General features: G+C 41.8%; 20 protein-coding genes and 1 pseudogene. 9 read left to right on the top strand and 12 right to left on the bottom strand.

All coding sequences use genetic code 11. The annotated features are described in order from the left end of the window. Positions 1–22: 22 nt before the first annotated feature. The 4 genes and pseudogenes from CDG76_RS21900 to purE form a co-directional block, all read right to left on the bottom strand. Positions 23–1219 carry a sulfate ABC transporter substrate-binding protein gene (locus tag CDG76_RS21900; RefSeq protein ID WP_094351020.1) on the bottom strand — a complete coding sequence of 399 codons (1197 nt, stop codon included), beginning with the start codon at positions 1217–1219 and terminating at the stop codon, positions 23–25. Positions 1220–1513: 294 nt separating this feature from the next. Continuing rightward, positions 1514–1990: pseudogene (locus CDG76_RS21895) on the bottom strand (sulfite exporter TauE/SafE family protein); the annotation flags it as partial. A gap of 110 nt (positions 1991–2100) precedes the next feature. Further along, the gene (locus CDG76_RS21890) at positions 2101–2880 is read right to left on the bottom strand and encodes a class II glutamine amidotransferase (RefSeq protein WP_094351019.1); all 780 of its coding nucleotides are present in this window, start codon (positions 2878–2880) and stop codon (positions 2101–2103) included. A gap of 254 nt (positions 2881–3134) precedes the next feature. Then, entirely contained in the window at positions 3135–3653 is a 519-nt protein-coding gene (purE, locus tag CDG76_RS21885) for a 5-(carboxyamino)imidazole ribonucleotide mutase (protein WP_094351018.1), read from the bottom strand. Between the two features lie 92 nt (positions 3654–3745). Here purE and nagA point away from each other — a divergent pair, with 92 nt between their 5' ends. Continuing rightward, entirely contained in the window at positions 3746–4933 is a 1188-nt protein-coding gene (gene nagA, locus CDG76_RS21880; protein WP_094351017.1) for an N-acetylglucosamine-6-phosphate deacetylase, read from the top strand. Between the two features lie 137 nt (positions 4934–5070). Here nagA and CDG76_RS21875 read toward each other — a convergent pair whose 3' ends face one another. Further along, on the bottom strand, positions 5071–6084 hold the full coding sequence (locus CDG76_RS21875; RefSeq protein ID WP_094351016.1) for an IS701 family transposase: 1014 nt from the start codon (positions 6082–6084) through the stop codon (positions 5071–5073). A gap of 213 nt (positions 6085–6297) precedes the next feature. On the opposite strand from CDG76_RS21875, the gene CDG76_RS21870 reads away from it, so the two are divergent. From CDG76_RS21870 to bchM, 3 genes are all read left to right on the top strand, one after another. Continuing rightward, complete coding sequence (locus CDG76_RS21870) at positions 6298–6516, top strand: hypothetical protein (RefSeq protein WP_094351015.1); 219 nt, start codon at positions 6298–6300, stop codon at positions 6514–6516. A 16-nt stretch (positions 6517–6532) separates the two neighbouring features. Further along, on the top strand, positions 6533–6901 hold the full coding sequence (locus CDG76_RS21865; RefSeq protein WP_094351091.1) for a DUF4288 domain-containing protein: 369 nt from the start codon (positions 6533–6535) through the stop codon (positions 6899–6901). Positions 6902–7187: 286 nt separating this feature from the next. After that, positions 7188–7874: a magnesium protoporphyrin IX methyltransferase gene (bchM, locus tag CDG76_RS21860; protein WP_094351014.1), complete on the top strand. Its 687-nt coding sequence runs from the start codon at positions 7188–7190 to the stop codon at positions 7872–7874. A gap of 277 nt (positions 7875–8151) precedes the next feature. Here bchM and CDG76_RS21855 read toward each other — a convergent pair whose 3' ends face one another. After that, positions 8152–9507: a (Fe-S)-binding protein gene (locus tag CDG76_RS21855; protein WP_094351013.1), complete on the bottom strand. Its 1356-nt coding sequence runs from the start codon at positions 9505–9507 to the stop codon at positions 8152–8154. Positions 9508–9570: 63 nt separating this feature from the next. Beyond that, complete coding sequence (locus tag CDG76_RS21850) at positions 9571–10956, bottom strand: FAD-binding oxidoreductase (protein WP_094351012.1); 1386 nt, start codon at positions 10954–10956, stop codon at positions 9571–9573. Positions 10957–11452: 496 nt separating this feature from the next. Between CDG76_RS21850 and CDG76_RS21845 the strand changes: the two genes are divergently transcribed. Next, the gene (locus tag CDG76_RS21845) at positions 11453–11878 is read left to right on the top strand and encodes an META domain-containing protein (protein ID WP_094351011.1); all 426 of its coding nucleotides are present in this window, start codon (positions 11453–11455) and stop codon (positions 11876–11878) included. Between the two features lie 598 nt (positions 11879–12476). Here the strand turns inward: CDG76_RS21845 and ssuE are convergent. From ssuE to ssuD, 3 genes are read right to left on the bottom strand one after another with little or no spacing between them, the layout of a single operon-like run. Further along, entirely contained in the window at positions 12477–13043 is a 567-nt protein-coding gene (gene ssuE / locus CDG76_RS21840; protein ID WP_094351010.1) for an NADPH-dependent FMN reductase, read from the bottom strand. Then, positions 13040–13678: a beta-class carbonic anhydrase gene (locus CDG76_RS21835; RefSeq protein WP_094351009.1), complete on the bottom strand. Its 639-nt coding sequence runs from the start codon at positions 13676–13678 to the stop codon at positions 13040–13042. Before CDG76_RS21835 ends, ssuE begins: the two co-directional genes overlap by 4 nt. A 27-nt stretch (positions 13679–13705) precedes the next feature. Then, positions 13706–14866 carry an FMNH2-dependent alkanesulfonate monooxygenase gene (ssuD, locus tag CDG76_RS21830; RefSeq protein WP_094351008.1) on the bottom strand — a complete coding sequence of 387 codons (1161 nt, stop codon included), beginning with the start codon at positions 14864–14866 and terminating at the stop codon, positions 13706–13708. Between the two features lie 530 nt (positions 14867–15396). On the opposite strand from ssuD, the gene CDG76_RS21825 reads away from it, so the two are divergent. Both CDG76_RS21825 and msrB read left to right on the top strand, forming a co-directional pair. After that, on the top strand, positions 15397–15927 hold the full coding sequence (locus CDG76_RS21825) for an MgtC/SapB family protein (RefSeq protein WP_094351007.1): 531 nt from the start codon (positions 15397–15399) through the stop codon (positions 15925–15927). A 233-nt stretch (positions 15928–16160) separates the two neighbouring features. Next, positions 16161–16655, top strand: coding sequence for a peptide-methionine (R)-S-oxide reductase MsrB (msrB, locus tag CDG76_RS21820; RefSeq protein ID WP_094351006.1), 495 nt, complete (start codon positions 16161–16163; stop codon positions 16653–16655). Between the two features lie 49 nt (positions 16656–16704). Here the strand turns inward: msrB and CDG76_RS39180 are convergent, their stop codons facing one another. Further along, positions 16705–16827 carry a hypothetical protein gene (locus tag CDG76_RS39180; protein WP_262984351.1) on the bottom strand — a complete coding sequence of 41 codons (123 nt, stop codon included), beginning with the start codon at positions 16825–16827 and terminating at the stop codon, positions 16705–16707. A 369-nt stretch (positions 16828–17196) separates the two neighbouring features. Further along, on the bottom strand, positions 17197–17796 hold the full coding sequence (locus CDG76_RS21815; RefSeq protein ID WP_094351005.1) for an MBL fold metallo-hydrolase: 600 nt from the start codon (positions 17794–17796) through the stop codon (positions 17197–17199). 279 nt (positions 17797–18075) lie between these two features. On the opposite strand from CDG76_RS21815, the gene CDG76_RS21810 reads away from it, so the two are divergent. Together CDG76_RS21810 and CDG76_RS21805 are read left to right on the top strand one after the other, a co-directional pair. Then, the gene (locus tag CDG76_RS21810; protein ID WP_094351004.1) at positions 18076–19254 is read left to right on the top strand and encodes a pyridoxal phosphate-dependent aminotransferase; all 1179 of its coding nucleotides are present in this window, start codon (positions 18076–18078) and stop codon (positions 19252–19254) included. Positions 19255–19758: 504 nt separating this feature from the next. After that, positions 19759–20130, top strand: coding sequence for a four-helix bundle copper-binding protein (locus CDG76_RS21805; RefSeq protein ID WP_094351003.1), 372 nt, complete (start codon positions 19759–19761; stop codon positions 20128–20130). Positions 20131–20733 lie beyond the last annotated feature (603 nt).

The following is a 20733-nucleotide window of genomic DNA, read 5'->3' as shown; positions in this document are numbered from 1 at the left end:
TCCGCAGGAGCGTCATTACGAATTATTTTTTGGCTTGAATCTTGTCAAACACGCCCCCATCTGCGAAGAACTTCTTATCAATTGCTTCCCAACCGCCTAAGTCTGCAACTGTACCTAAAGTTTTCAGCTTGGGAAATTTGTCTGTGACTTCCTTGGTTTGAGCTAAAGTCTCATCCACAGGACGGAATCCCAATTTGACAAACTCTTGCTGTGCTTCTGGGCTATAGAGGTATTTCACAAAACCTTCAGCAACTTCGCGGGTTCCATGCTTATCAACGTTTTTATCTACCACAGCGATCGGATTGTCGATGGATATATTCACATCAGGAACGACATACTCAACCTTTTCGCCCTTTTGCTGTGCCAAAATAACTTCGTTTTCGTAGTTGATTAAGACATCACCCTGCCCTTGCTTGGCGAATGTATCAGTAGCTTCCCGCGCATCTTTAGGCAAGATTGGCACATTTTTGTAAACTTTAGTCACAAATTCAGTAGCTTTAGCCTCATCGCCACCTGTTTTAATCACAGAATCCCATAGTGCTAAGAAATTCCACTTAGCACCACCAGAAGTTTTGGGGTTAGCAGTAATCAATTTCACACCGTCTTTGGCTAAATCTGCCCAGTTCTTGATGCCTTTAGGATTGCCTTGACGAGTGACTATTGCTGCAACAGATTTCGAGACAATACCATTGTTGGGAACTTCTTTCTCCCATCCTGGCTGAATCAATCCAGCCTTCTCAATCTTTGAGGTGTCTCCAGCTAGTGCCAAGTGAACAACATCTGCTTCCAAACCATCAATAACAGCGCGAGTTTGGGAACCAGAACCGCCATAGCTTTGCTTGAAAACGACGGTTTGATTATGATCTTTTTTCCACTGTTCTACAAACTTAGGAATAATTGCTTCATGAGCTGCTTTAGTAACTGCAAAGGAAACTAGAGTTAATTCAACATTATCTTTACTTGCAGCCACAGGAGTAGCATTAGCAGCAGGGGTTTCAGAGGAAGAAGTACTCCCAGTTTCACCACCAGAGCAGGCGGCAAGGGCTACACTCAATACAGTACCTACCAAAAAGAGTGATACAAAGCCTTTGAGCGAATTTAGTCTGAACCGATAGGTTGTATATTCAGCGTAGATGCGTTCGCGAAGCGTCTCGCAGAGAAGCAGCTTGTCGTAAGACATCGCTTGTAATCTTTTCAGTGGGCGTTGCCATAAACTCATTCCATTTCCTCCACTAAATCTACAGATAATTGATGGGAATACAGTTATATACTGTTTATAATACTGGATGATTCCATGTATCTAGTTGCAAACACCAAAAAACCTCACATTCTTTATCAAGAATATGGTGATTTTACCAGTTCTGTGAAAAATTAAAAATGCTTTTACTTTCAACTATCAAATTGCGTAGGCGCAGCCCAACCTAGGCATCGCAATCACCTATCTAGCACATCAAGCAACTTGCTAGGGAATAGCTAATTTTTCAGGACAGTCTGTTCTAGTGACCGGCTTCGCTCAACGCAGTACAACAAAATCAAGTAATGTCTTAAGTGCAAGAGCAATTACTGTAGTGAGAAATATACGGCGCAACCAGATATTACTAAGTTTCAGGGCAACTCGCGATCCCACAACTCCACCAATAAACATAGTAATACTCAGAATAATACCTAGTTGGTAATCAACTATTCCCTGTGTAAAGAAAATAATGGTGGCAATCAGCGAAGAAAAAATATTGATAAACTTTGTGTTTGCGATCGCCTGTACAAATGTCATCCGAAATAGGCTGACATAAGCTGCTGTGAGCATAGTGACATAGCCACCACTAAAGAAACCACCATAAACACCAAGCACAAAAGTTGCCACATATCCACCAATTTCTTCTATTGGTGATGGTTTTCCTATTCTTGAAACTATTCCAGCTTTCCGATTGGTGATTGAAAACACGGCAACCACAATCATCAAAATCGAGATAATCAGAGGCATCGATTTTGAAGGTACAACTAAAACGCCACACCACTAAAAATTACTTAATATGAACACCATGAAAAATAAAACCCATCTAGAAAATATCTAAATGGGCAAAATTGAACAACTACTTATTATTAACTGAATGTATATTTCAGGGGCAAACCGTCTTGAAAAACTAGTAATTCTCCCGGTTGAATTTGTGTCCAAACTTCATTGTCTGTGAGGGGTGTGGTAGCAATGACAGCGACGCGATCGCGTTCAGTAGTCACTTCCCGAAAATCTACAGTCATATCTTGGTCAATTAAATGGGCAGCGGCAAAGGGCGCTTGGCGAACAATGTAGCTGAGTTTAGTTGAGCAATAAGCAAAAAAGTGTTCTCCATCTGATAATAAGTAATTAAATATACCCAATTTTGCAATTGCACCAGTAATTTCTTGCAGTACAGGGTATAGTTCCTTTATGTCAGGCTTACCTTTAGGAAAGCGCGATCGCAATGTTTCTAGCATCATACAGAATGCTTTTTCACTATCGGTATCACCTACGGCTTGATAAAAGCCTAAATTTTCTGGATCAAAATCTGGCAAATTACCGTTGTGAGCAAACACCCAATACTGACCCCACAATTCCCTGCGGAAAGGATGGCAGTTGTGTAGGGCAATTTCACCCTGAGTAGCTTTGCGGATGTGGGCTATGACATGGGTTGAGTGGATCGGATAACTCCGTACAAACTCCGCTACCGGAGAAGCAACAGAAGGTTGGGCATCTAAAAACATTCGACATCCCTTTCCTTCAAAGAAAGCAATGCCCCAACCATCGCTATGGTCATCCGTTTTTCCTCCCCGTGCAGAAAACCCTTCAAAAGAAAAGCAAATATCCGTTGGGACATTGCAATTCATTCCGAGCAGTTGGCACATGGATGTTGCAGCTCTCAATTTTTGACTAAGGCCTCAGGATCAAGATACTTCAGAATGCTGCATGATTCTGGAGCGATCGCTTCAATCTTAGAATTTAAGGCTGAGATATGCCAAACGATCCCCAAAAATAAAGAGTCTGCTTCTAGTTAGCAAGATGACACTATGCCAAAAGATGGTAGCGGCGGATATCTGGTGCAGCAGTTACTAAACCTTCGAGTTTAGCTGCTGCCCTGCTGCTCTGGTGTTAAAACTTATTAAAACATCTGTTGTAAATATTGCTCATAGCCTAATTGTTCGAGTTTTGCTTGCTTTGCAATTACTGATTCACATAGGGTTTGACGATATTGTTGCACTTTTTCTAGCAATTCTGGTTGATGAGTTGCGAGGATTTGTATTGCTAAAAGACCGGCATTTTTGGCATTACCGATCGCTACTGTTGCCACAGGAATGCCAGCAGGCATCTGTAAAATAGAATACAAAGAATCTACACCTTGTAAGTTCCGAGTGGGTACAGGAACACCGATTACAGGAAGTGGAGTTAAAGACGCTACCATTCCTGGTAAATGGGCAGCACCACCGGCACCTGCAATAATTACCTTAATACCGCGTTGGTGTGCAAGTTGAGCATATTGCACCATACGTTCTGGGGTACGGTGAGCCGAAACGATCGCAACTTCGCTCTCAACGCCAAATTCTTCACAAACTGCGATCGCATCTTTCATAGTGGGCAAATCGGAATCGCTGCCCATGATAATACCAACTAGGGGAGTCATAGAATTTTGGATTTTGGATTTTGGATTTTGGATTAATGGCTGATTGTTTCATCTAAAATCGGATGAGATTTAGCTCTTTTCTCGCCAGTGTGATGACCCAAGCAACACAAAATCCTGTAGATATTATCAATGCTAGAGTACCTGGTTACAAAGATTTGCAGATGCTCTTGGTTAATCAAGAGGGGATAATTGAGCAAATCTTGCCAATGGGTACAGTAGGGAAGGACATCTGTGCATCCGTGATAGATGTTGTCGGTGACTGGATTTCATTGGGTGGCGTTGATTTGCAAATTAACGGTGCGTTGGGATTGGCATTTCCTGATTTGACTGCTGAAAATGCTCATGTACTCCAGAAAATAACGAAATTTTTGTGGGATGTCGGGGTAGATGGATTTTTACCGACACTTGTGACAACTTCAGTAGAAAAGATTCAGCGATCGCTTGCAGTCTTTGCTAATTTTACTCCCCTCTCCGTTGACGGAGAGGGGTTGGGGGTGAGGTCATCTGCCAAGATTCTCGGAGTCCATTTAGAAGGGCCATTTTTGAATTACCAAAAACGCGGCGCACACCCGGCAGAGTACTTGTTACCCTTAACAATTGACGAGGTAAAACGGGTTTTGGGTGATTATGCCCACATTGTAAAAGTCATCACTTTAGCGCCGGAGTTAGATCCCACTGGCGAAGTAATTCCATATTTGCGTTCTTTGGGGATTACCGTTAGCTTAGGACATTCTCAGGCAACATCAGCCCAAGCGCAACTTGCTTTTGAACTCGGTGCAACGATGGTAACTCATGCTTTCAATGCCATGCCACCATTGCATCACCGCGAACCAGGATTATTAGGGGCAGCAATTACTCATCCTGATGTGATGTGTGGTTTTATTGCTGATGGTGAACACGTTTCGCCCACGATGCTGCAAATATTACTTCGCGCTAGCTATCAAGAGAAAGGGCTGTTCCTTGTGAGTGATGCTCTTTCACCTCTGGGGCTACCCGATGGCGTGTATCCTTGGGACAGTCGGCAAATTGAAGTTAAAAACGGTACAGCACGACTGGCTGATGGCACTTTATCGGGGACGACTTTACCCTTATTAGTGGGAGTGCAGAATTTGGTGAAGTGGGGGATTTGTGATGTAGAGACTGCCATTTTATTAGCTACAGATGCACCCAGACAAGCAATTGGTTTGCCTGGAATTACCAAGAGTCAAACTGCTAATTTATTACGCTGGTATCGGGATGAAGCGACAAAAGAACTAACTTGGCAGCGATTATTGAGCTAAATTTCGCCTCAAGGTGACGCGGGAAGAAGCGTTAATTATACTCAGTAAAAATGTACATTTGTGAGATAGACATCATCAGGACTTACGCAACTGTCACAAGCGATGGTGCGGCGCAGCCGCACGCCCGCGCCAAACAACTAGACAATAAACATGGGAACATCCGGACGTTTTAGTTGCTGAACTAAATAATTTGATAACAATCCATGCTTAATTTGATAGATTGTTTGACCAGTTTTATAAGCTAAATCTTTAAGTCTAAGCCAGACTAAAATAGCACAGGCAATATGATTTCTTTGAATACGACCCTTACGGCATTGACATGATTCAATGCCAGTCAATTGTTTTAATTCTCGGTGAAACTCCTCAACTTTCCATCGAACCTTACACACTTGTTGTACAACGTCCGTAGAATCTTGAGATAAATCGTTCGTAGCGATAAAATCCGTTCTGTCGGTGGAGACAGTTACCCGGAACAGTTTCACTTTTTTGGCGGCTGGAAACTTCTTAATCTTAACTATTTTACCTAATTTTAACTCCTCATTATCCCAAGATAATAATTCAATTCTTTTATAATCTTCTTGGTTTCCCGTATCATCAACAAGTCGATTACGTTTCAGAGGGCAATAATAATATTTCCCTAACCCATCAATATATAACATCAATTTATTTGTCGCATACCAAGTGTCCATCAAGACTGCTTGGAAGGGCAAAACCTTATGATAAACAAGGTTTTGCAGCATCTCCGTTACATGGACTATTTTTGTTTTTCCATCTGTGTCTGGGTCATAAATACGATAATCAATTACCCAAAACTTTCCGAGTTCATGATTGACATATATACAATTTATTAGCCCAATTCCTTGGATGACTCTATGCTCGTTACCGCTATATTGCCGTTTAGTCGTTTCTATTTTTATGGCATATCGTTTATCAATTACTGTGTCATCAAAAACTAGATATGCCTGATCACTCACTTGAATGATATCTTTAACGTTATCCCAAAGTAACCGTGGTGTTAATTTTTCATTCTTGAGATAGCGTTTAATTTTATCATGACTAATCTGTTCTAAATGCTCTGCCAAATTTGTGAGAGTATAATTAATCTGACTACTTAACAAGTACTGGCAATAGTTAACTTTAGTAAATTTCATAAAATACAGGATTTCTATTATGTATCCTCAACTGATTTTCTCATGATTTGAAGAATACTTAACGCAGTCGATTACTGTTACTAATTTCAGCAATCCCCTTTGGGTACGCCACTTCTATATAGTACAAAAATACTATAAATATGCGTAGGCGTAGCCCGCCGCAGGCATCGCACTATGCCAGTTCCGTAAGTCCTGATCATAAACCAGTAGTCTTTGGATATCGCTAGGGAAATTGGCGATCGCAATTCTGAAGCGATCGCATGGTTTAATTTAGGTGAAGCATTAGAAAACCTCAATCGTGAATTAGACACGCTAGGTGCTTATCGCAATGCTCGTAAACTTACTTTTTCAGGAGATGGGACTCAATGCCGAATTACTGCTTTGCAACAGTTATTGAATGAGTTATTGAATGATAATCGATTCAAAAAATAACTGGGGAGAACATGAGATGAAAACTAAAAGTATAAATAAAGCAGAATCCTTCTATATTGCTATAATTCTCTACAAATCATCTTCAGATAAACCTGATTATCAACCTTTGTACCAAGAAAGCTTTGTTTTAATTAAAGCCGCTTCTTTAGAGGAAGCAAAAACAAAGGCTTTAAATTATGGTAAAGATGAAAGTGTCAGCTATACAAATGAAAATGGAGAAACTATTACTTGGTCTTTGAAGCAAGTGGTAGATGTGAATTCAGTTTTGTATGATGAGTTTGATTCATCTGAGGATATTGTTGATTTATATGCTCGACATTTTCGGAACTATGAGGCTTACCACTCATTTGAACCGTTATTATCTAAAGAGCAATTTGGAGAATAGTTATCAAACCACGCGATCGCTCTTGTCGATTCCCATCACAGAGACAAAAGCGATCGCAATTGTTTTTACTTGCATTGACTCCAATGAAACCTAAGTTAAATTAAGTATTTTGCCTGTTATTGAGTTTTGCACGTCTGGACTGGAATTCGACACCCTGAGTTCCTCTATGTACGTAAGTATCCTTGCTTATCGGCGAACTATCATCTGGAAAAATCTGGAAGACCGCTCTTATGGGTTCCTATCAATGATAATTTTAAGCATTGGGAACCCCTAAAAATCGAAGTTTATGAACGCAGCCGACGACAAAACGATTGTTCGCGAGTATTTCAATTCCACAGGGTTTGACCGTTGGAAGCGAATCTACGGCGATGGCGAAGTCAACAAAGTCCAATTAGACATCCGCAATGGACACCAGCAAACTGTGGATACAGTTCTCGGTTGGCTGAAGGCTGATAACAATTTACCAGAGCTATCAATCTGTGATGCTGGGTGTGGTGTCGGTAGTCTCAGCATTCCCCTGGCGGTAGATGGTGCCAAAGTCTATGCCACCGATATTTCGGAAAAAATGGTAGAAGAAGGCAGAGATAGAGCAAAGCAAACTTTGGGAAATAGTGAAAATCCTACTTTTGCTGTGCAGGATTTGGAATCATTGAATGGTAGTTACCATACCGTTATTTGCCTAGATGTTCTCATCCATTACCCTCAAGAAAAAGCCGATGAGATGATATCTCACCTCTGTTCTTTGGCACAGTCGCGGATAATTCTCAGTTTTGCGCCGAAGACCTGCGCCCTGAGTATACTCAAGAAAATTGGCAGTTTCTTTCCTGGGCCAAGTAAAGCTACTCGTGCATATTTGCATCGTGAGGCTGATGTGGTGAAAATCTTGGAAAGTAATGGCTTTTCATTGCAACGACGGGCAATGACGAAGACTCGCTTCTATTTTTCTCGCCTACTGGAAGCTACACGCAATTAAGGTTAAAATCGCAGCAAAGGTATCATAAACCTCTTGCTGCGATTTGACAATCTCAAACCTGAGATATGGTAAATATTGCCGTTGGCATCAAGCTTTGTTTTTCTCTAAGATGGTCGCCCAATCCCATTGAAAAATTGAGTGCTTTGCTTTCAAATTCCCTTAAATCCCATACCAATTTCTACCTCTTTTTCTGCACACTTAAGCCAGCAAAATTATTCTCATCCGATTAAATGAAGAGTGCTGAGTATTGTAAATCCACAACGCAGCTAGCAAACGTCTACAATTTCAATTTCTCACCGCGAATCGAATAATCTAACAACTCCATCGGGTGAATAACTGAAATCTTCTTACCTTGCAACTGCAAATGTTTAGTAATTTGCAAAGTACACCCAGGATTAGCAGAAGCAATTAACTCAGCACCAGTATTCAACAAATTCTCTACTTTTTGCCGACCCAATTCTTCAGATACTTCTGGTTGCAGCATATTATAAACCCCGGCACTGCCACAACACAAAGCTGCATCTATTGGTTCTCTCAACTTCACCCCTGGAATTTGTCGCAACACCTGACGCGGTTGGACGCTAATCTTTTGCCCATGCAATAAATGACAAGCATCTTGATAAACTAAATTCAATGGTTTATCAGTCAACGGTGAAAGTTTCGCTGTTAACCCAACAGTTGCCAAAAATTCTTGAGCATCTTTAACCTTAGCCGCAAAATCCTTGGCCTTTTCCCGATATTCTAGGTCGTCTTCTAAAATATGACCGTACTCTTTCAAAGTATGACCGCAACCAGCAGCATTGATAATCACGAAATCGACATCTGTCTTGGCAAAACTATCAATCATCTGTCTTGCTAAAGCTTTCGCCTGTTCTGTTTGTCCTTGGTGTTCAGGAAGCGCCGCACAACAACCTTGAGATTTGGGAATCACAACTTCACAACCATTCGCCGTTAAAACGCGCACTGTTGCTTCATTCACGGGTGAGAAAAACAGCCGTTGGACGCAACCCAAAATTACCCCGACTCGATATCGCTTTTCACCTTTAGCAGGAATCACACTAGGCAAATTATCTTGAAAAGATTTGAGAGTAATTTCTGGCAGAATTGATTCCATTGCTGCCAAACGAGGCGATATTTTATTCAGTAAACCCGTAGCCCGAAATAACTTAGCAAATCCTAACTTTTGATAAACTAACAACGGAACTAATAAAACCCGTAAAAGATTGGGATAAGGAAACAGAGAAAATATCAATTGACGAAAAAATTGATCTGGTAAACTGCGGGGATAATTTCGTTCAATTTGATGACGAGTTGCAGAAATTAATTTGTCATACTGCACACCAGAAGGACAAGTACTTACACAAGCAAGACATCCCAAACAAGAATCAAAATGTTCTACTGTTGCCGTATTGAGGGCAATTTCACCCTCATTAATTGCATCCATTAAATAGATGCGCCCTCTAGGAGAATCCATCTCCTTACCTAGCACCCGATAACTGGGACAAGTCGAGAGACAAAATCCGCAATGGACACAACTATCAATTAACTTCGGGTCAGGCGGATGACTCTCATCAAAGCCTTTCAAATTCTTTAAACTAGCCGTATTATTAACAGAATTTTTTGAAACTTGCATATTTCTCTTTTTCCCCTCTCTATCTCAGCGTCCTCTGTGTCTCTGCGGTACGTTTTCTTAAAACTAAATTCCACCCACAAAGCGACCAGGACTTAAAATACTTTTACTATCAAACTGTTCCTTAATACGGCGCATCAACGGCAAAGCATTCCCCGTATAACCCCAAACATCTATTTGTTCTTTAACCGCAACTGGTGCTGACAAAATTGTTAAAAAACCTTTACTCGCTTGAGTGCGTAGGCGCAGCCCGCCGTAGGCATCGCTTCCAGCAGAGCATAACTCATCGCGAATTTTCAAAACTTGATTTTTACTCTCTAATTGTAACAAACCTAAACCACTACTAATGTGAATTAAACCCAACTCCACTTGAGTCAAAATCTCCACAGCAGCAGTAGGTAACACTCCTATTTTGCAGCTAATTACCGATTCTGTAGCAGTAGTATGGATTCGTTCTTGCAATCTCTGCCATAGATTAGCTTCATCACCATCGGCAAAAATTGCCCCATTTAAACCCAACTTTTGCCCTACTTCCAAAACTCGGTTTGACTGTTCCTTAACACTCTCACTAATACTTTGAAACCGAGCAATTAATCCCAGCCCTTCACCCAATCCTAAACTAGACACCAATTTAGTTGATAGCAAATCAGCCTGAACTGGTGTTAACGCCGAACCTCGAAGGATATCAGCCGCTTGAGATACAGCCTCAGCTTTACCAGTTAGTACCACCGTCCCCGATGCCTCGGCTAACGGATACAGGCGAAAAGTTAGTTGACTAATAAAGCCTAATGTGCCATAAGACCCCGTAAGTAACTTCATCAAGTCATATCCGGCGACATTTTTAACTACTCTTCCCCCAGCTTTGGCGATTTGTCCATCAGCACGGACAAAGGTAATACCTAATAACTGGTCGCGCACACTACCATAGCGTTGCCGCAGAGAACCTGTATCACCCGTGGCGACAATACCGCCAATGGTTGCCGACTCTGGTGCTGTGGGGTCAAGGGCGAGAAATTGCCGCGATTTTGCCAAAAGTGCTTGCAAATCGGAGAACTTCATCCCAGCTTCTACTGTGACAGTCAAATCGCCAACAGCGTGTTCAATCAGTTGGTTGATGCGTTCTGTACTAACTACAACATCAATGCTTTTTGCTAAACCACCCCAGCTAAGTTTACTGCCACTACCACAGGGAAGGACGCGCCAGTTATTTGCGTGAGCTGTGGTAATGACTGCGGCTAGCTGTTCTTGGCTGCGGGGATAGACAATACAACTGGGTGAATTTCCAGAAGCGTAGACGCCTTGCGGCTTCTCGTTAGAGATCGCCTGTTGGATACGTTTTTGCTGACTGAGTTCGATATTTTCCCAAAGGCAAATAGCATTTTCTTCACCGACGATAGATGCAAGTTCAGAAGCGCAGACGCCTTGCGGCTTGTCGTTAGACATCGCTTTCATTGAGTTTATTTTTTTACGCCCTACTTCTAATTTACTGGCTAACCTGACCAAAAAAGCGCATTGCCATTAATCGGGGGCTTTAGATTCCTACGGCTGGTTGCACCAACGACAGCTTGTAATTAGCGCCAAATAAAAGAAAGTTTGTTTTTCAAGCGATCGCTACTCATTTACAATAAACTTTTTACCGCAGTCTGCAACTTTAACGTTTATGACTCATAATCTAAGGATGTTAAAACTGATAAATTATTAAAATTTTATTAAATGCTTCCTTAACTGCCTTAACTGTCTTAACTGTCCTTGCATTTCTATTCAAAGAGTAAGACTATATATCTGAATCCCAAGGAATTTTCCTTAACCCTTAAGTTGATCTAAATACATAAGTATTTTCATAATCTACTGAAGGGTTAGGTGAACTTTTTTCTCATGGATGCAACAAAGCTGAACAGAAAGGTTAAGCAATGGATTCTAAAACTAGAATTTCAGGTTAAATAAAACCATGAACATATTTAAGTACATCAAAAAGGCGATCGTTTTTGCGCTGGTCGTGTTTAGTTTGAGTTTGGCGCTTCAAAGCCCTAGTTACGCAGCAGGTTTAGAAGGAAAGTGGAAACTTACCTCGTTAAACGATTCTCCTGTTCCCGAACAGTTTAATATTACAGTCGCATTTGATCCTAATGAAGGTAGAATCACAGGCAATGTAAACACAGGCTTTGCACCAATCTCATACTTTGGCTCTTATAAATCGACAGAGAATAAAATCGAACTTCCAAATGGTGTAGTAAAACCACTTATATATTTTGGACCAGAGGGGGAAGAATATTTTTCTACACTCAATTCAGCTGAGTCTTATGATGTAAAAGATCAAAAGCTAACAATTACCAACTATCGTGATAGAAAGTTGAGCTTTGTTAAAGCTGAATAACGTGAGTTCAACGAGTCATATAGTGTCCATTTAATTAGCTGTAAAAAAAGACCTCTCCCTGGTTTTACTATGCAAAACCGTCCCTCTCCGACTCGGAGAGGGATAGGTTTAAACTTTAGTTCAAGGCAGGGAGAGGTTTATCGAACTCAGGTTGAATAAAGTTATGATGCTCTTGTATTAAGAGCGATCGCACTTTGGTTGAGTAAGGTATTAGCCTTATCCAACCTATAATTTTGGGAAACTTTACAACCACGGATGACGCGGTGGGTTGATGTTGTTTAAGAAGTAATTACCCTTTCCAAGAAAGTAGTAGATGAGTTAAATTTACTCATCTACTATAGGTAGAGTTAGGAGACAATTTACATATATATAATAAAATCTTCTCTGGGAAAAATCATAAATTACAGTAGTATTAGTTAAATAGACTACATCAAGTTTGCAGAGAAGTTTGGGCGTAGTCTATTAATTTGAACATTGCTATAAAAGTACAATTTTTGAGAATAAACTTATATGATTCTGATTAACTTTTAGAGAAAGGTAGCAGATGGGTAGAAATTACCCCTCTGCTACGAGCAAACGGAGGTATAAAGTTGATTATTTAATTGGCATGAACCAATTCTTGAGGCGCTGCGGCATCATATTCTACAGCTGTAACAAATTCCTTGAGAACGTCTTTGAGTCTTTGCTCGATTTCCTCATCTAACAGGACGCTGTTATCAGCTTGTCGTTGAACTTGTTTGTCTACTGCATAAATAGTAGCTAGGATATGCCGCGCTCCTAATTCAGATAACACAGGTTTTAGAGCATATTCAATTGCCAATAAATGAGCGATGGTTCCACCCAGAGCAATTGGTAACACGGGTTTACCTGTTAATGATTTTTGTGGCAGCAAATCTAGAAATGTTTTTAGCACTCCTGTGTAAGCAGCTTTGTAAATTGGTGTGGCAATAATTACACCATCTGCCTTTGCTAATAAAGCTTTTGGCTGTTCTAAAGCAGGGCTGTCGTATCGTCCAAAAACTAAATCTTCAGCAGGTAAATCCCGAACTGAAATAATGTCTACATGCAAGCCTTCTTGTTGTAAAAGCTTGGCAGTGTATTCGACAACACCATAGGTTCTAGATGGATGGGTTGGACTACCTGCGATCGCTAAAATATTTGTCATTCAATTAAACTCCCAATTTCTAAAACGGGTTCAGTATGTTTTGTGGTTTTGGTATCCATAGCTGATGCTGTGTTGACTTTCTCACTCAGACGTTTGTAAGGATGGCGCAAACTCATACTCTCTACTTCCCAAATGTAACCATGAATAACTACATCTTGGGGAATTAAAGGAGAATTACGCAGTAATTGCACCTGCTCTGTGCAGATTTCATCTACATCGGTAAAGGTTTTGATCCATTTGGAAAAAACGCCTTTTGGTAGCTTCAACTCTGGCAAAGCAGGATCGAGATTAACGCGATCCACGTCAATACCTTGATTTCGCAATACCTCACTGAGAAAGTCTCCTGATGCTGTCATCATGCCACATTCGGTATGATTAATGACGATGATTTCTTTTGTGCCAAAAAACTGTGTAGTTAACATCGCTGATCGAATTGCATCATCTGTAACTAACCCCCCAGCATTACGGAAAATATGAGCGTCTCCTTCACCAATTCCTAATGCTTTCTCCACTGGTAAACGTTCATCCATGCAAGCTAGCACCCACAAGCGTTTATTGTTAGGTATTCCCAACTGACGACGCAATACCCACGCTTCTTTTTCTGAGATTTTTTGGTCGATTTGTTGGTGCAGCATTGCTGTTAATCTCCTAGTTCTTAATTACTAGGATATGGACGTTGCTCTTTCTTGAGGCTTTTGCTTAGGGAAATCTTCATTTGCCACAATCTCGCCGAATGGACTTAAGACGTGTTGCTTCTCTACTGCGGGTAAATTATCTAAGGGCAAATGGGGAAATAGAAGTTCTGCAACTCGATAAGCTTCCTCTAGGTGAGGATAGCCAGAGAGAATAAAGGACTCAACACCTAAATCTGCATATTCTAATATCCTGGCAGCTACGGTTTGGGGATCGCCGACTAAGGCTGTTCCCGCACCACCCCGCACTAAACCGACTCCTGCCCACAGGTTCGGGCTAATCTCTAATGCCTCACGATTACCGTGGTGTAATTGAGTCATTCGCTGTTGTCCAACTGAATCCATTCGGGCGTAAGCTTTTTGGGCTTTAGCGATCGCTTCGTCATCTACATACTTAATTAATTGATTCGCCGCATCCCAAGCTTCACTCTCGGTTTCGCGCACAATCACATGTAAGCGAATCCCAAACCGCAAAGTCCGGCCTTCTGATAAAGCAAGTCTCCGAACTGCTGCAATCTTCTCGGCTACTTGCGCCGGTGGTTCGCCCCAAGTTAGATAGACATCTACGTGCTTGGCAGCAATTTTTTGAGCAACAGGAGAGGAACCGCCAAACCACAAAGGCGGATATGGCTTTTGAACAGGTGGAAACAGCAGTTTCCCATCCTGAATGTTGAGATAGTCACCTTGGAGATTAGCCTGTTCACCACTAGCGATCGCTCGCCATACTGTCAAAAATTCATCTGTTAATTCATAGCGCTGATCGTGATCCAAATGCAAGCCATCTCCCGCTAACTCCACGGGATCGCCACCAGTCACGACATTTATTAGCAAGCGTCCCCCAGAGAGGCGATCAAAAGTCGCCGCCATCCGCGCTGCAACTCCAGGTGATACCAAGCCGGGACGAATTGCCACCAAAAAACGCATCTGTCGCGTCAGTGATACCAACGTTGACGCTACAATCCAAGCATCTTCGCAAGAGCGGCCTGTAGGCAGCAATGCCCCTGTATAACCAAGGTCATCCACCGCTTGGGCAATCTGCCGCAGATAAGGAAAGCTTACTGCCCGTCCGCCTGTAGCAGTTGCAAGGTAATGTCCGTCGCCATGAGTTGGGATGAACCATAGTAGCTGCATGAATCCTGTCCTTTTAAACTCCGGCAATTCGATAGAAATACCGTGCTTTATTTGTAGTTTTTAGAGTATCACATATTCTACTGAACCGAACAAGAAGTTTTCCAAAAAACTCCGGTATCTCTATCAAACCAATGTATATTAGGGACTTCCAGAGAATAAATTACCCAATTTATTTAGATGATATTTTTCTTTTCCCCTTGCCTCCTGCCCCCTGCCCCCTGCTCCCCTGCCTACACAGCGATTGATTATTTTTTTAATTGGAAGTCCCTTAAGCGGTGTCAATCAGTTGGGGATTGGGCATTAGCATAGTTATTCTCCCCGTACCCCATTTCTGTCTCTAGGAAGAATCCAGCAATGGTGGCTTTGTGTATACTTATTTACTTATTCATAACCTTTTGTTAAACTAACCTTAATGTACTAAAAACCTATTGATTTGCTGTGCTTAAGTTTTCAGCTACAAAAGTGGGTAGCCATCCATCTCACTGCCAATAGGTGCAAAATTGTGTTCTGTCTCTGGGAGAAATAAGGCAATGGGGCCGATGTTTATTGCTGCCAACGATTGGCCACATATAGCGTTTAGATTGTCTTTGGCGCTCCTGGTTGGTTGCTTGATTGGATTTAACCGTCAGCAAGGAGGAAGGCCAGCAGGGATGAGAACATTCATGCTCGTGAGTATGGGGGCAGCATTATTCGTGATGATTCCTTTGCAGGCTGAGGGCGAGAGTCCCTATGCTGCTACCAATGCACTGAGTCGTACAATTCAAGGTGTAGCTACCGGGGTTGGATTTCTCGGAGCCGGATTAATTTTACAAGAGTCTCCGAGAAAATCTGCAACGCCAAAAGTAAAGGGTTTAACTACAGCCGCCTGTGTCTGGACTGCTGCCGGCTTGGGGGCTGCAATTGGTTGTGGTTTGTGGCAAATGGGATTATTGGGAGGCTTACTGACTCTGATTACCCTCAGTGGGGTAAAGCGGCTCAATCGCGCATTTGTATTTATGACGAGTCATGGTAAACACGGGACTACTGAGCATTTCACCACCTCTGATGAAGATGATGATTGACCGTAGTTTATGCTCCAATTTAAAACTATACTTGCTTATTGTCCAAAAATCAGGTGAAATAGATCGGATTCCCACTTAGTATTTGGCTGAAAAATTATTTGTTGTTTCAAAGCTTATTTTAATCAGTTTATCAGGGCTAACTCAGGGCGATCGCTGATTATAGTCATTCATGTAGGGAATCCCGTACTGGAATCGATTGCCCAGTGAACCGGAAAATAGAAAATAATAGATATATGGACAAACGCTATTTTTTACAAGCTGGTGCAGTCATAGTCGGCACAGCATTGTTATCAAGGTATATCAATTGGGGGTCACAAGCAATGACAACTTCTCAGAGTGGATTTGAAGTTACCAAACCAGAGTCAGAATGGCGCACGATTTTAACGCCAGAACAGTTTAATGTATTGCGTAAACATGGGACTGAACGCCCTCACACCAGTCCATTGGATAAGGAATACGACCAAGGCACTTATTATTGTGCCGCCTGTGAACTACCACTGTTTACATCTGATACCAAATTTAATAGTGGTACTGGCTGGCCTAGCTTCTTTAATCCAATTGAAGGTGCGATCGCCGTTACTGTAGATAAGTCGTTGTTTATGACCAGAACTGAAGTGCATTGTAGTCGTTGTGGTGGTCATCTGGGTCATGTTTTTGATGATGGCCCTGCACCTACTGGCAAGCGCTACTGCATGAACGGTGTTTCGCTGAAGTTTACTCCTGCTTAATAAGTTGTGTCACCGATATCGATAGCCTAGCGTTTGTGAGGCAGGAGCGTCACAGCCCGTCGTAGACATCGCACACACAACCTAAATCATCAGATTTTGAAACTTGACCAAGGGTGAATAAATTTTTGACAATAACTTTTTTATTCAGTGCTACTGGACGAAGTATTGTCAACTTAAGGAAATCCAACTCTTGGTCTTTGCTAGAGCTATCTACCTAAATCATCCTATTTGTTTGGTTCTTTTTTCTCATTTTTGTCTTTGGGATCTTTTTTAGGTTTTTTAACTTCTTTATTACTTTTTCTTTCTTTCGACATGAGCGTTCTCCAACTAGGTTTATCGGTAAAAGCTTTCACATTCTGCCGTCAGGAAATCAGGATATTACTTACCTGATATTCTTTTAAGGCAAAAAAGAAAGTATCAGACATAAATGCTACTAACTACCATGATACGGTGTTGTTTGATTTTCTTCTGACAGCCTTTATATCTATTTGAACTACAATCGCCTGTAGGGTAGCATAGCTAGCTGTGCTACCCTAATTATTTACAGCGTTGCTACCAGATCCTTTAAGCGATCGCGTCCATCGCGAAAAACAGGCCATCCATCCCCCACCAACACTGCTTCTACCCGACTCAGTTGAGCTAACCTCTGCACAGAAGCAACAGCCTCCTCTCGATTCAGCAGTTTGTCATCCGGTAAAATTGTCAAGCTACCTGCTTTACGTGCCCGGACTAAATCCCCAGTAATTAAAGTTGTCTCTTCCAGTAACAAAGCCAACTCACCGGGAGTTTTAGAACCATTGAGTTCAATCACCTCCAGTCCTGGGACAAATTCTTCACCATCAGATAGCCAGCGATCGCAAGGTATAGGAAAAGTGTCTTTTTCTGCAATCGGGCCAGCAATCTTAGCATAGGTTTGATCGGCAATTTCCTTACTTGCCCTGATATGCTCAGAATTCGTCAGCACAATCCAAACCACACCGCCGAGAGATTTTAGATGATTCCAATCATGGTTTGATAGGGCTACTGGGTCAATCAAGATGTTGCCATCTGGGCGAATCCAGGCAATCCCATTGAAATCAATATTTCTTGCCGGATTGAAATTAGACCAGCTATAAAGATCGGGACGGTGCAAAGATTTCATGATGATTCTGGATCAGTACTTCAATAATTGACTATTAATCTCAATAATTCAGTATATAGATAATACGGGCATTGGGCATTGGTTATTATCCTGCCTCCCCTGCTTCCCCTGCTTCCCCTGCTTCCCCTGCCTCCCCTGCCCCTCTGCTCCCTTGCTTCTTCCCCTGGATCTGAAATTTGAGTATACTACGATAAATCTATCAATATTATGATTATGGGTTTCGTCTGGTTTACAGAAATTCCCGGATAACGGCAATAAAGGATTAAGGGAGGTATAGGGGTGAGTGAGATTAAGCGCCAAAAAATATCAGCGAAGGCAGAACAGTTTACAGAGTCGGTAATTCGAGAAATGACCAGGGTGGCACTGCAACACGATGCAGTAAATCTGGCGCAGGGGTTTCCTGATTTTCCTTGTCCCTTGGAGTTGAAACAGGCAGCATATCAGGCCATAGAGGCAGATGTGAACCAGTATGCCATTACTTGGGGCGATCGCCCGTTTCGTCATGCGATCGCTAACAAAGTCCGTTGGTATCTCGGCTTAGATATCAATCCCGAAACCCAAATCACTGTTACCTGCGGTTCCACAGAAGCAATGGCATCTGTGATGTTAGCAACAGTTAATCCCGGTGAAGAAGTAATTGTATTTGAGCCATATTATGAAAACTATGGCCCCGATGCGATTTTAGCTGGTGCTATACCCCGTTATGTGACACTGCATCCTCCTCATTGGACATTTGATGAAGCACAGTTGCGTCAAGCTTTCAATACTAATACCAAAGCGATTATTATCAACACACCCCACAATCCCACAGGTAAAGTCTTCAGCCGTGAAGAACTCACCCTAATTGCTGAACTTTGTCAAAAATGGGATGTGTTAGCGTTCACTGATGAAATCTATGAACATATTCTCTATGACGGCACTCAACATATTGCCCTAGCTACCCTTCCCGGTATGGAAGAACGCACCGTTACTATTAACGGTTTATCCAAAACTTATAGCGTCACTGGGTGGCGAGTCGGCTACATTCTGGCAAACCCCGAATTGACAGGGGCGATTCGCAAAGTCCATGATTTTCTCACCGTTGGCGCACCTGCACCATTGCAACGAGCCGGAGTTGCCGCTATGCAACTACCACCATCCTATTATGAAGAACTAGCCAAACTTTATCACCAGAAGCGAGACAGCATTTTACAAATTCTAGACCTAGTTGGCATTCCCTATTTCGTTCCCAAAGGAGCCTATTACGTGCTTGCAGATATTTCCAAATTTGGCTATAAAACAGATGTTGAATTCACTTACCATCTGATTAAAGATATCGGTGTCGCTGTAGTTCCCGGTTCCAGCTTTTTCAGCCAACCAGAAAAAGGACATTCATTGATCAGATTTTGCTTTAGCAAAAGACCTGAGACATTACAAACAGCGAGCGATCGCTTACTCAAATTGCAATCAAATCTATAACCGACATCATAATTTATTTTCCTCTTTTATGTAAGTTGTGAAAACTACTTTTTTGTGAGGCACTTTTGTTTGAGGTGCGGTTTAAATTCCATGATGAATTACGAATTTATCAGACTATCTATCTTCAAGTTAATATAAATTAATGAAACCTAGATTAATATAATTTTACAAGTGCTTGATTTAAGCATTCATTTGTTAAAAAAGATAACATTATTTTCGAGTTAAATTTAACTCTAACTTTTGATCCCCGATGTAAAGTTGACTTGTCAAATGAAACTCCACTTTGAAGCGAGGGTTTATAAGCCTTAATGTATAGTATTCCTCATAAAAACAACACTAAGTAACTGTAGAATTAGTTCCAATTCCCGGTAATTATATCGGGATAGTAGGCTTAAAAATTCTGGATTAAAAACCCCATTGACTCTTTAAAAGGATAGGACTAATGTGATGAGTAGTCCTTAAAAGGACACTATTTATGCATCAAAAAATCAGGAGGTATTTCCGATGATGATGATGATGACTGAAACCATGACTCCAGAAATGCAAACTTGCATGGATGTTTGTATGGATTGTCATAAAATGTGCATGGAAACCATGACTCATTGCATGAGCAAAGGTGGTCAGCACATGGATAAGAACATGATGAGCATGATGAGTATGATGCGCGATTGCTCTGAAATGTGCATGATGTGCATGAATATGATGATGAGCGGTTCTGAGTTCATGGAACGCACTTGTATGCTTTGCGCTGAGATGTGCGATCGCACTGCAATGGCGTGTGAGATGATGAGCGATGACGCGAAAATGATGGAATGTGCTGCCGCTTGCCGTAAGTGTGCAGAGTCTTGCAGAAGTATGCACATGATGCCCGCATAATTCTATAACAATCTAGCAGAAGTTTCTCTGCAACCTAATATTCAAGCGCTCAGACTCAAAGAGTCTGGGCGTTTGAAGTAAAAATTTAACTAAAATCTGAGGCGTGGAAGCAATACTCAAATGGTATGTTGGCGATCGCCTCTACATGAACAACTGTAAGTATTGGCTTGTAGACGGGCAATGTCTACGACGGGCTACGCCTACGCACCGATGAGTCTACAGCCTTAATTTACTGCTGTTTCTGTACTTTTGCCATTTGTCGATTTTATATCATGTCCGCTTGATTGCTTATTAAACCCGAAGAACCCCACCCCGCCAAAGCTACGCTTTGTCTCCCCTCCCCGCAAGCCTACGGTGTACACACAAGNAAGAACCCCACCCCGCCAAAGCTACGCTTTGTCTCCCCTCCCCGCAAGCCTACGGTGTACACACAAGTCTGAAATAGCTGATTAACCAAGGTTTTACCCCACCCTAACCCTCCCCTTATAAAATCGTATTGGAGTACCCAAATATCGTGTTGGAGTACCAAAATATCGTGTTGGAGTACCAAAATATCGTGTTGGAGTACCAAAATATCGTATTGAAGTACCCAAATATCGTGTT

This window comes from Nostoc sp. 'Peltigera membranacea cyanobiont' 210A (assembly GCF_002246015.1).
Classification (GTDB): Bacteria; Cyanobacteriota; Cyanobacteriia; order Cyanobacteriales; family Nostocaceae; genus Nostoc.
The sequence above is the reverse complement of the archived record's forward strand: the minus strand, read 5'-3'. Positions and strand labels throughout refer to the sequence as shown.

Bases quoted from the DNA above. Each gene is read 5' to 3' on its own strand.
- CDG76_RS21805 (WP_094351003.1), top strand. From the start codon at position 19,759: ATGATGATGATGATGACTGAAACCATGACTCCAGAAATGCAAACTTGC.
- bchM (WP_094351014.1), top strand. From the start codon at position 7,188: ATGAACGCAGCCGACGACAAAACGATTGTTCGCGAGTATTTCAATTCC.
- CDG76_RS21845 (WP_094351011.1), top strand. From the start codon at position 11,453: ATGAACATATTTAAGTACATCAAAAAGGCGATCGTTTTTGCGCTGGTC.
- CDG76_RS21815 (WP_094351005.1), bottom strand. From the start codon at position 17,796: ATGAAATCTTTGCACCGTCCCGATCTTTATAGCTGGTCTAATTTCAAT.
- CDG76_RS21865 (WP_094351091.1), top strand. From the start codon at position 6,533: ATGAAAACTAAAAGTATAAATAAAGCAGAATCCTTCTATATTGCTATA.
- CDG76_RS21900 (WP_094351020.1), bottom strand. From the start codon at position 1,219: ATGAGTTTATGGCAACGCCCACTGAAAAGATTACAAGCGATGTCTTAC.
- CDG76_RS21855 (WP_094351013.1), bottom strand. From the start codon at position 9,507: ATGCAAGTTTCAAAAAATTCTGTTAATAATACGGCTAGTTTAAAGAAT.
- CDG76_RS21825 (WP_094351007.1), top strand. From the start codon at position 15,397: ATGGGGCCGATGTTTATTGCTGCCAACGATTGGCCACATATAGCGTTT.
- ssuD (WP_094351008.1), bottom strand. From the start codon at position 14,866: ATGCAGCTACTATGGTTCATCCCAACTCATGGCGACGGACATTACCTT.
- CDG76_RS21850 (WP_094351012.1), bottom strand. From the start codon at position 10,956: ATGAAAGCGATGTCTAACGACAAGCCGCAAGGCGTCTGCGCTTCTGAA.
- CDG76_RS21890 (WP_094351019.1), bottom strand. From the start codon at position 2,880: ATGTGCCAACTGCTCGGAATGAATTGCAATGTCCCAACGGATATTTGC.
- CDG76_RS21875 (WP_094351016.1), bottom strand. From the start codon at position 6,084: ATGAAATTTACTAAAGTTAACTATTGCCAGTACTTGTTAAGTAGTCAG.
- ssuE (WP_094351010.1), bottom strand. From the start codon at position 13,043: ATGACAAATATTTTAGCGATCGCAGGTAGTCCAACCCATCCATCTAGA.
- purE (WP_094351018.1), bottom strand. From the start codon at position 3,653: ATGACTCCCCTAGTTGGTATTATCATGGGCAGCGATTCCGATTTGCCC.
- nagA (WP_094351017.1), top strand. From the start codon at position 3,746: ATGACCCAAGCAACACAAAATCCTGTAGATATTATCAATGCTAGAGTA.
- msrB (WP_094351006.1), top strand. From the start codon at position 16,161: ATGGACAAACGCTATTTTTTACAAGCTGGTGCAGTCATAGTCGGCACA.
- CDG76_RS21835 (WP_094351009.1), bottom strand. From the start codon at position 13,678: ATGCTGCACCAACAAATCGACCAAAAAATCTCAGAAAAAGAAGCGTGG.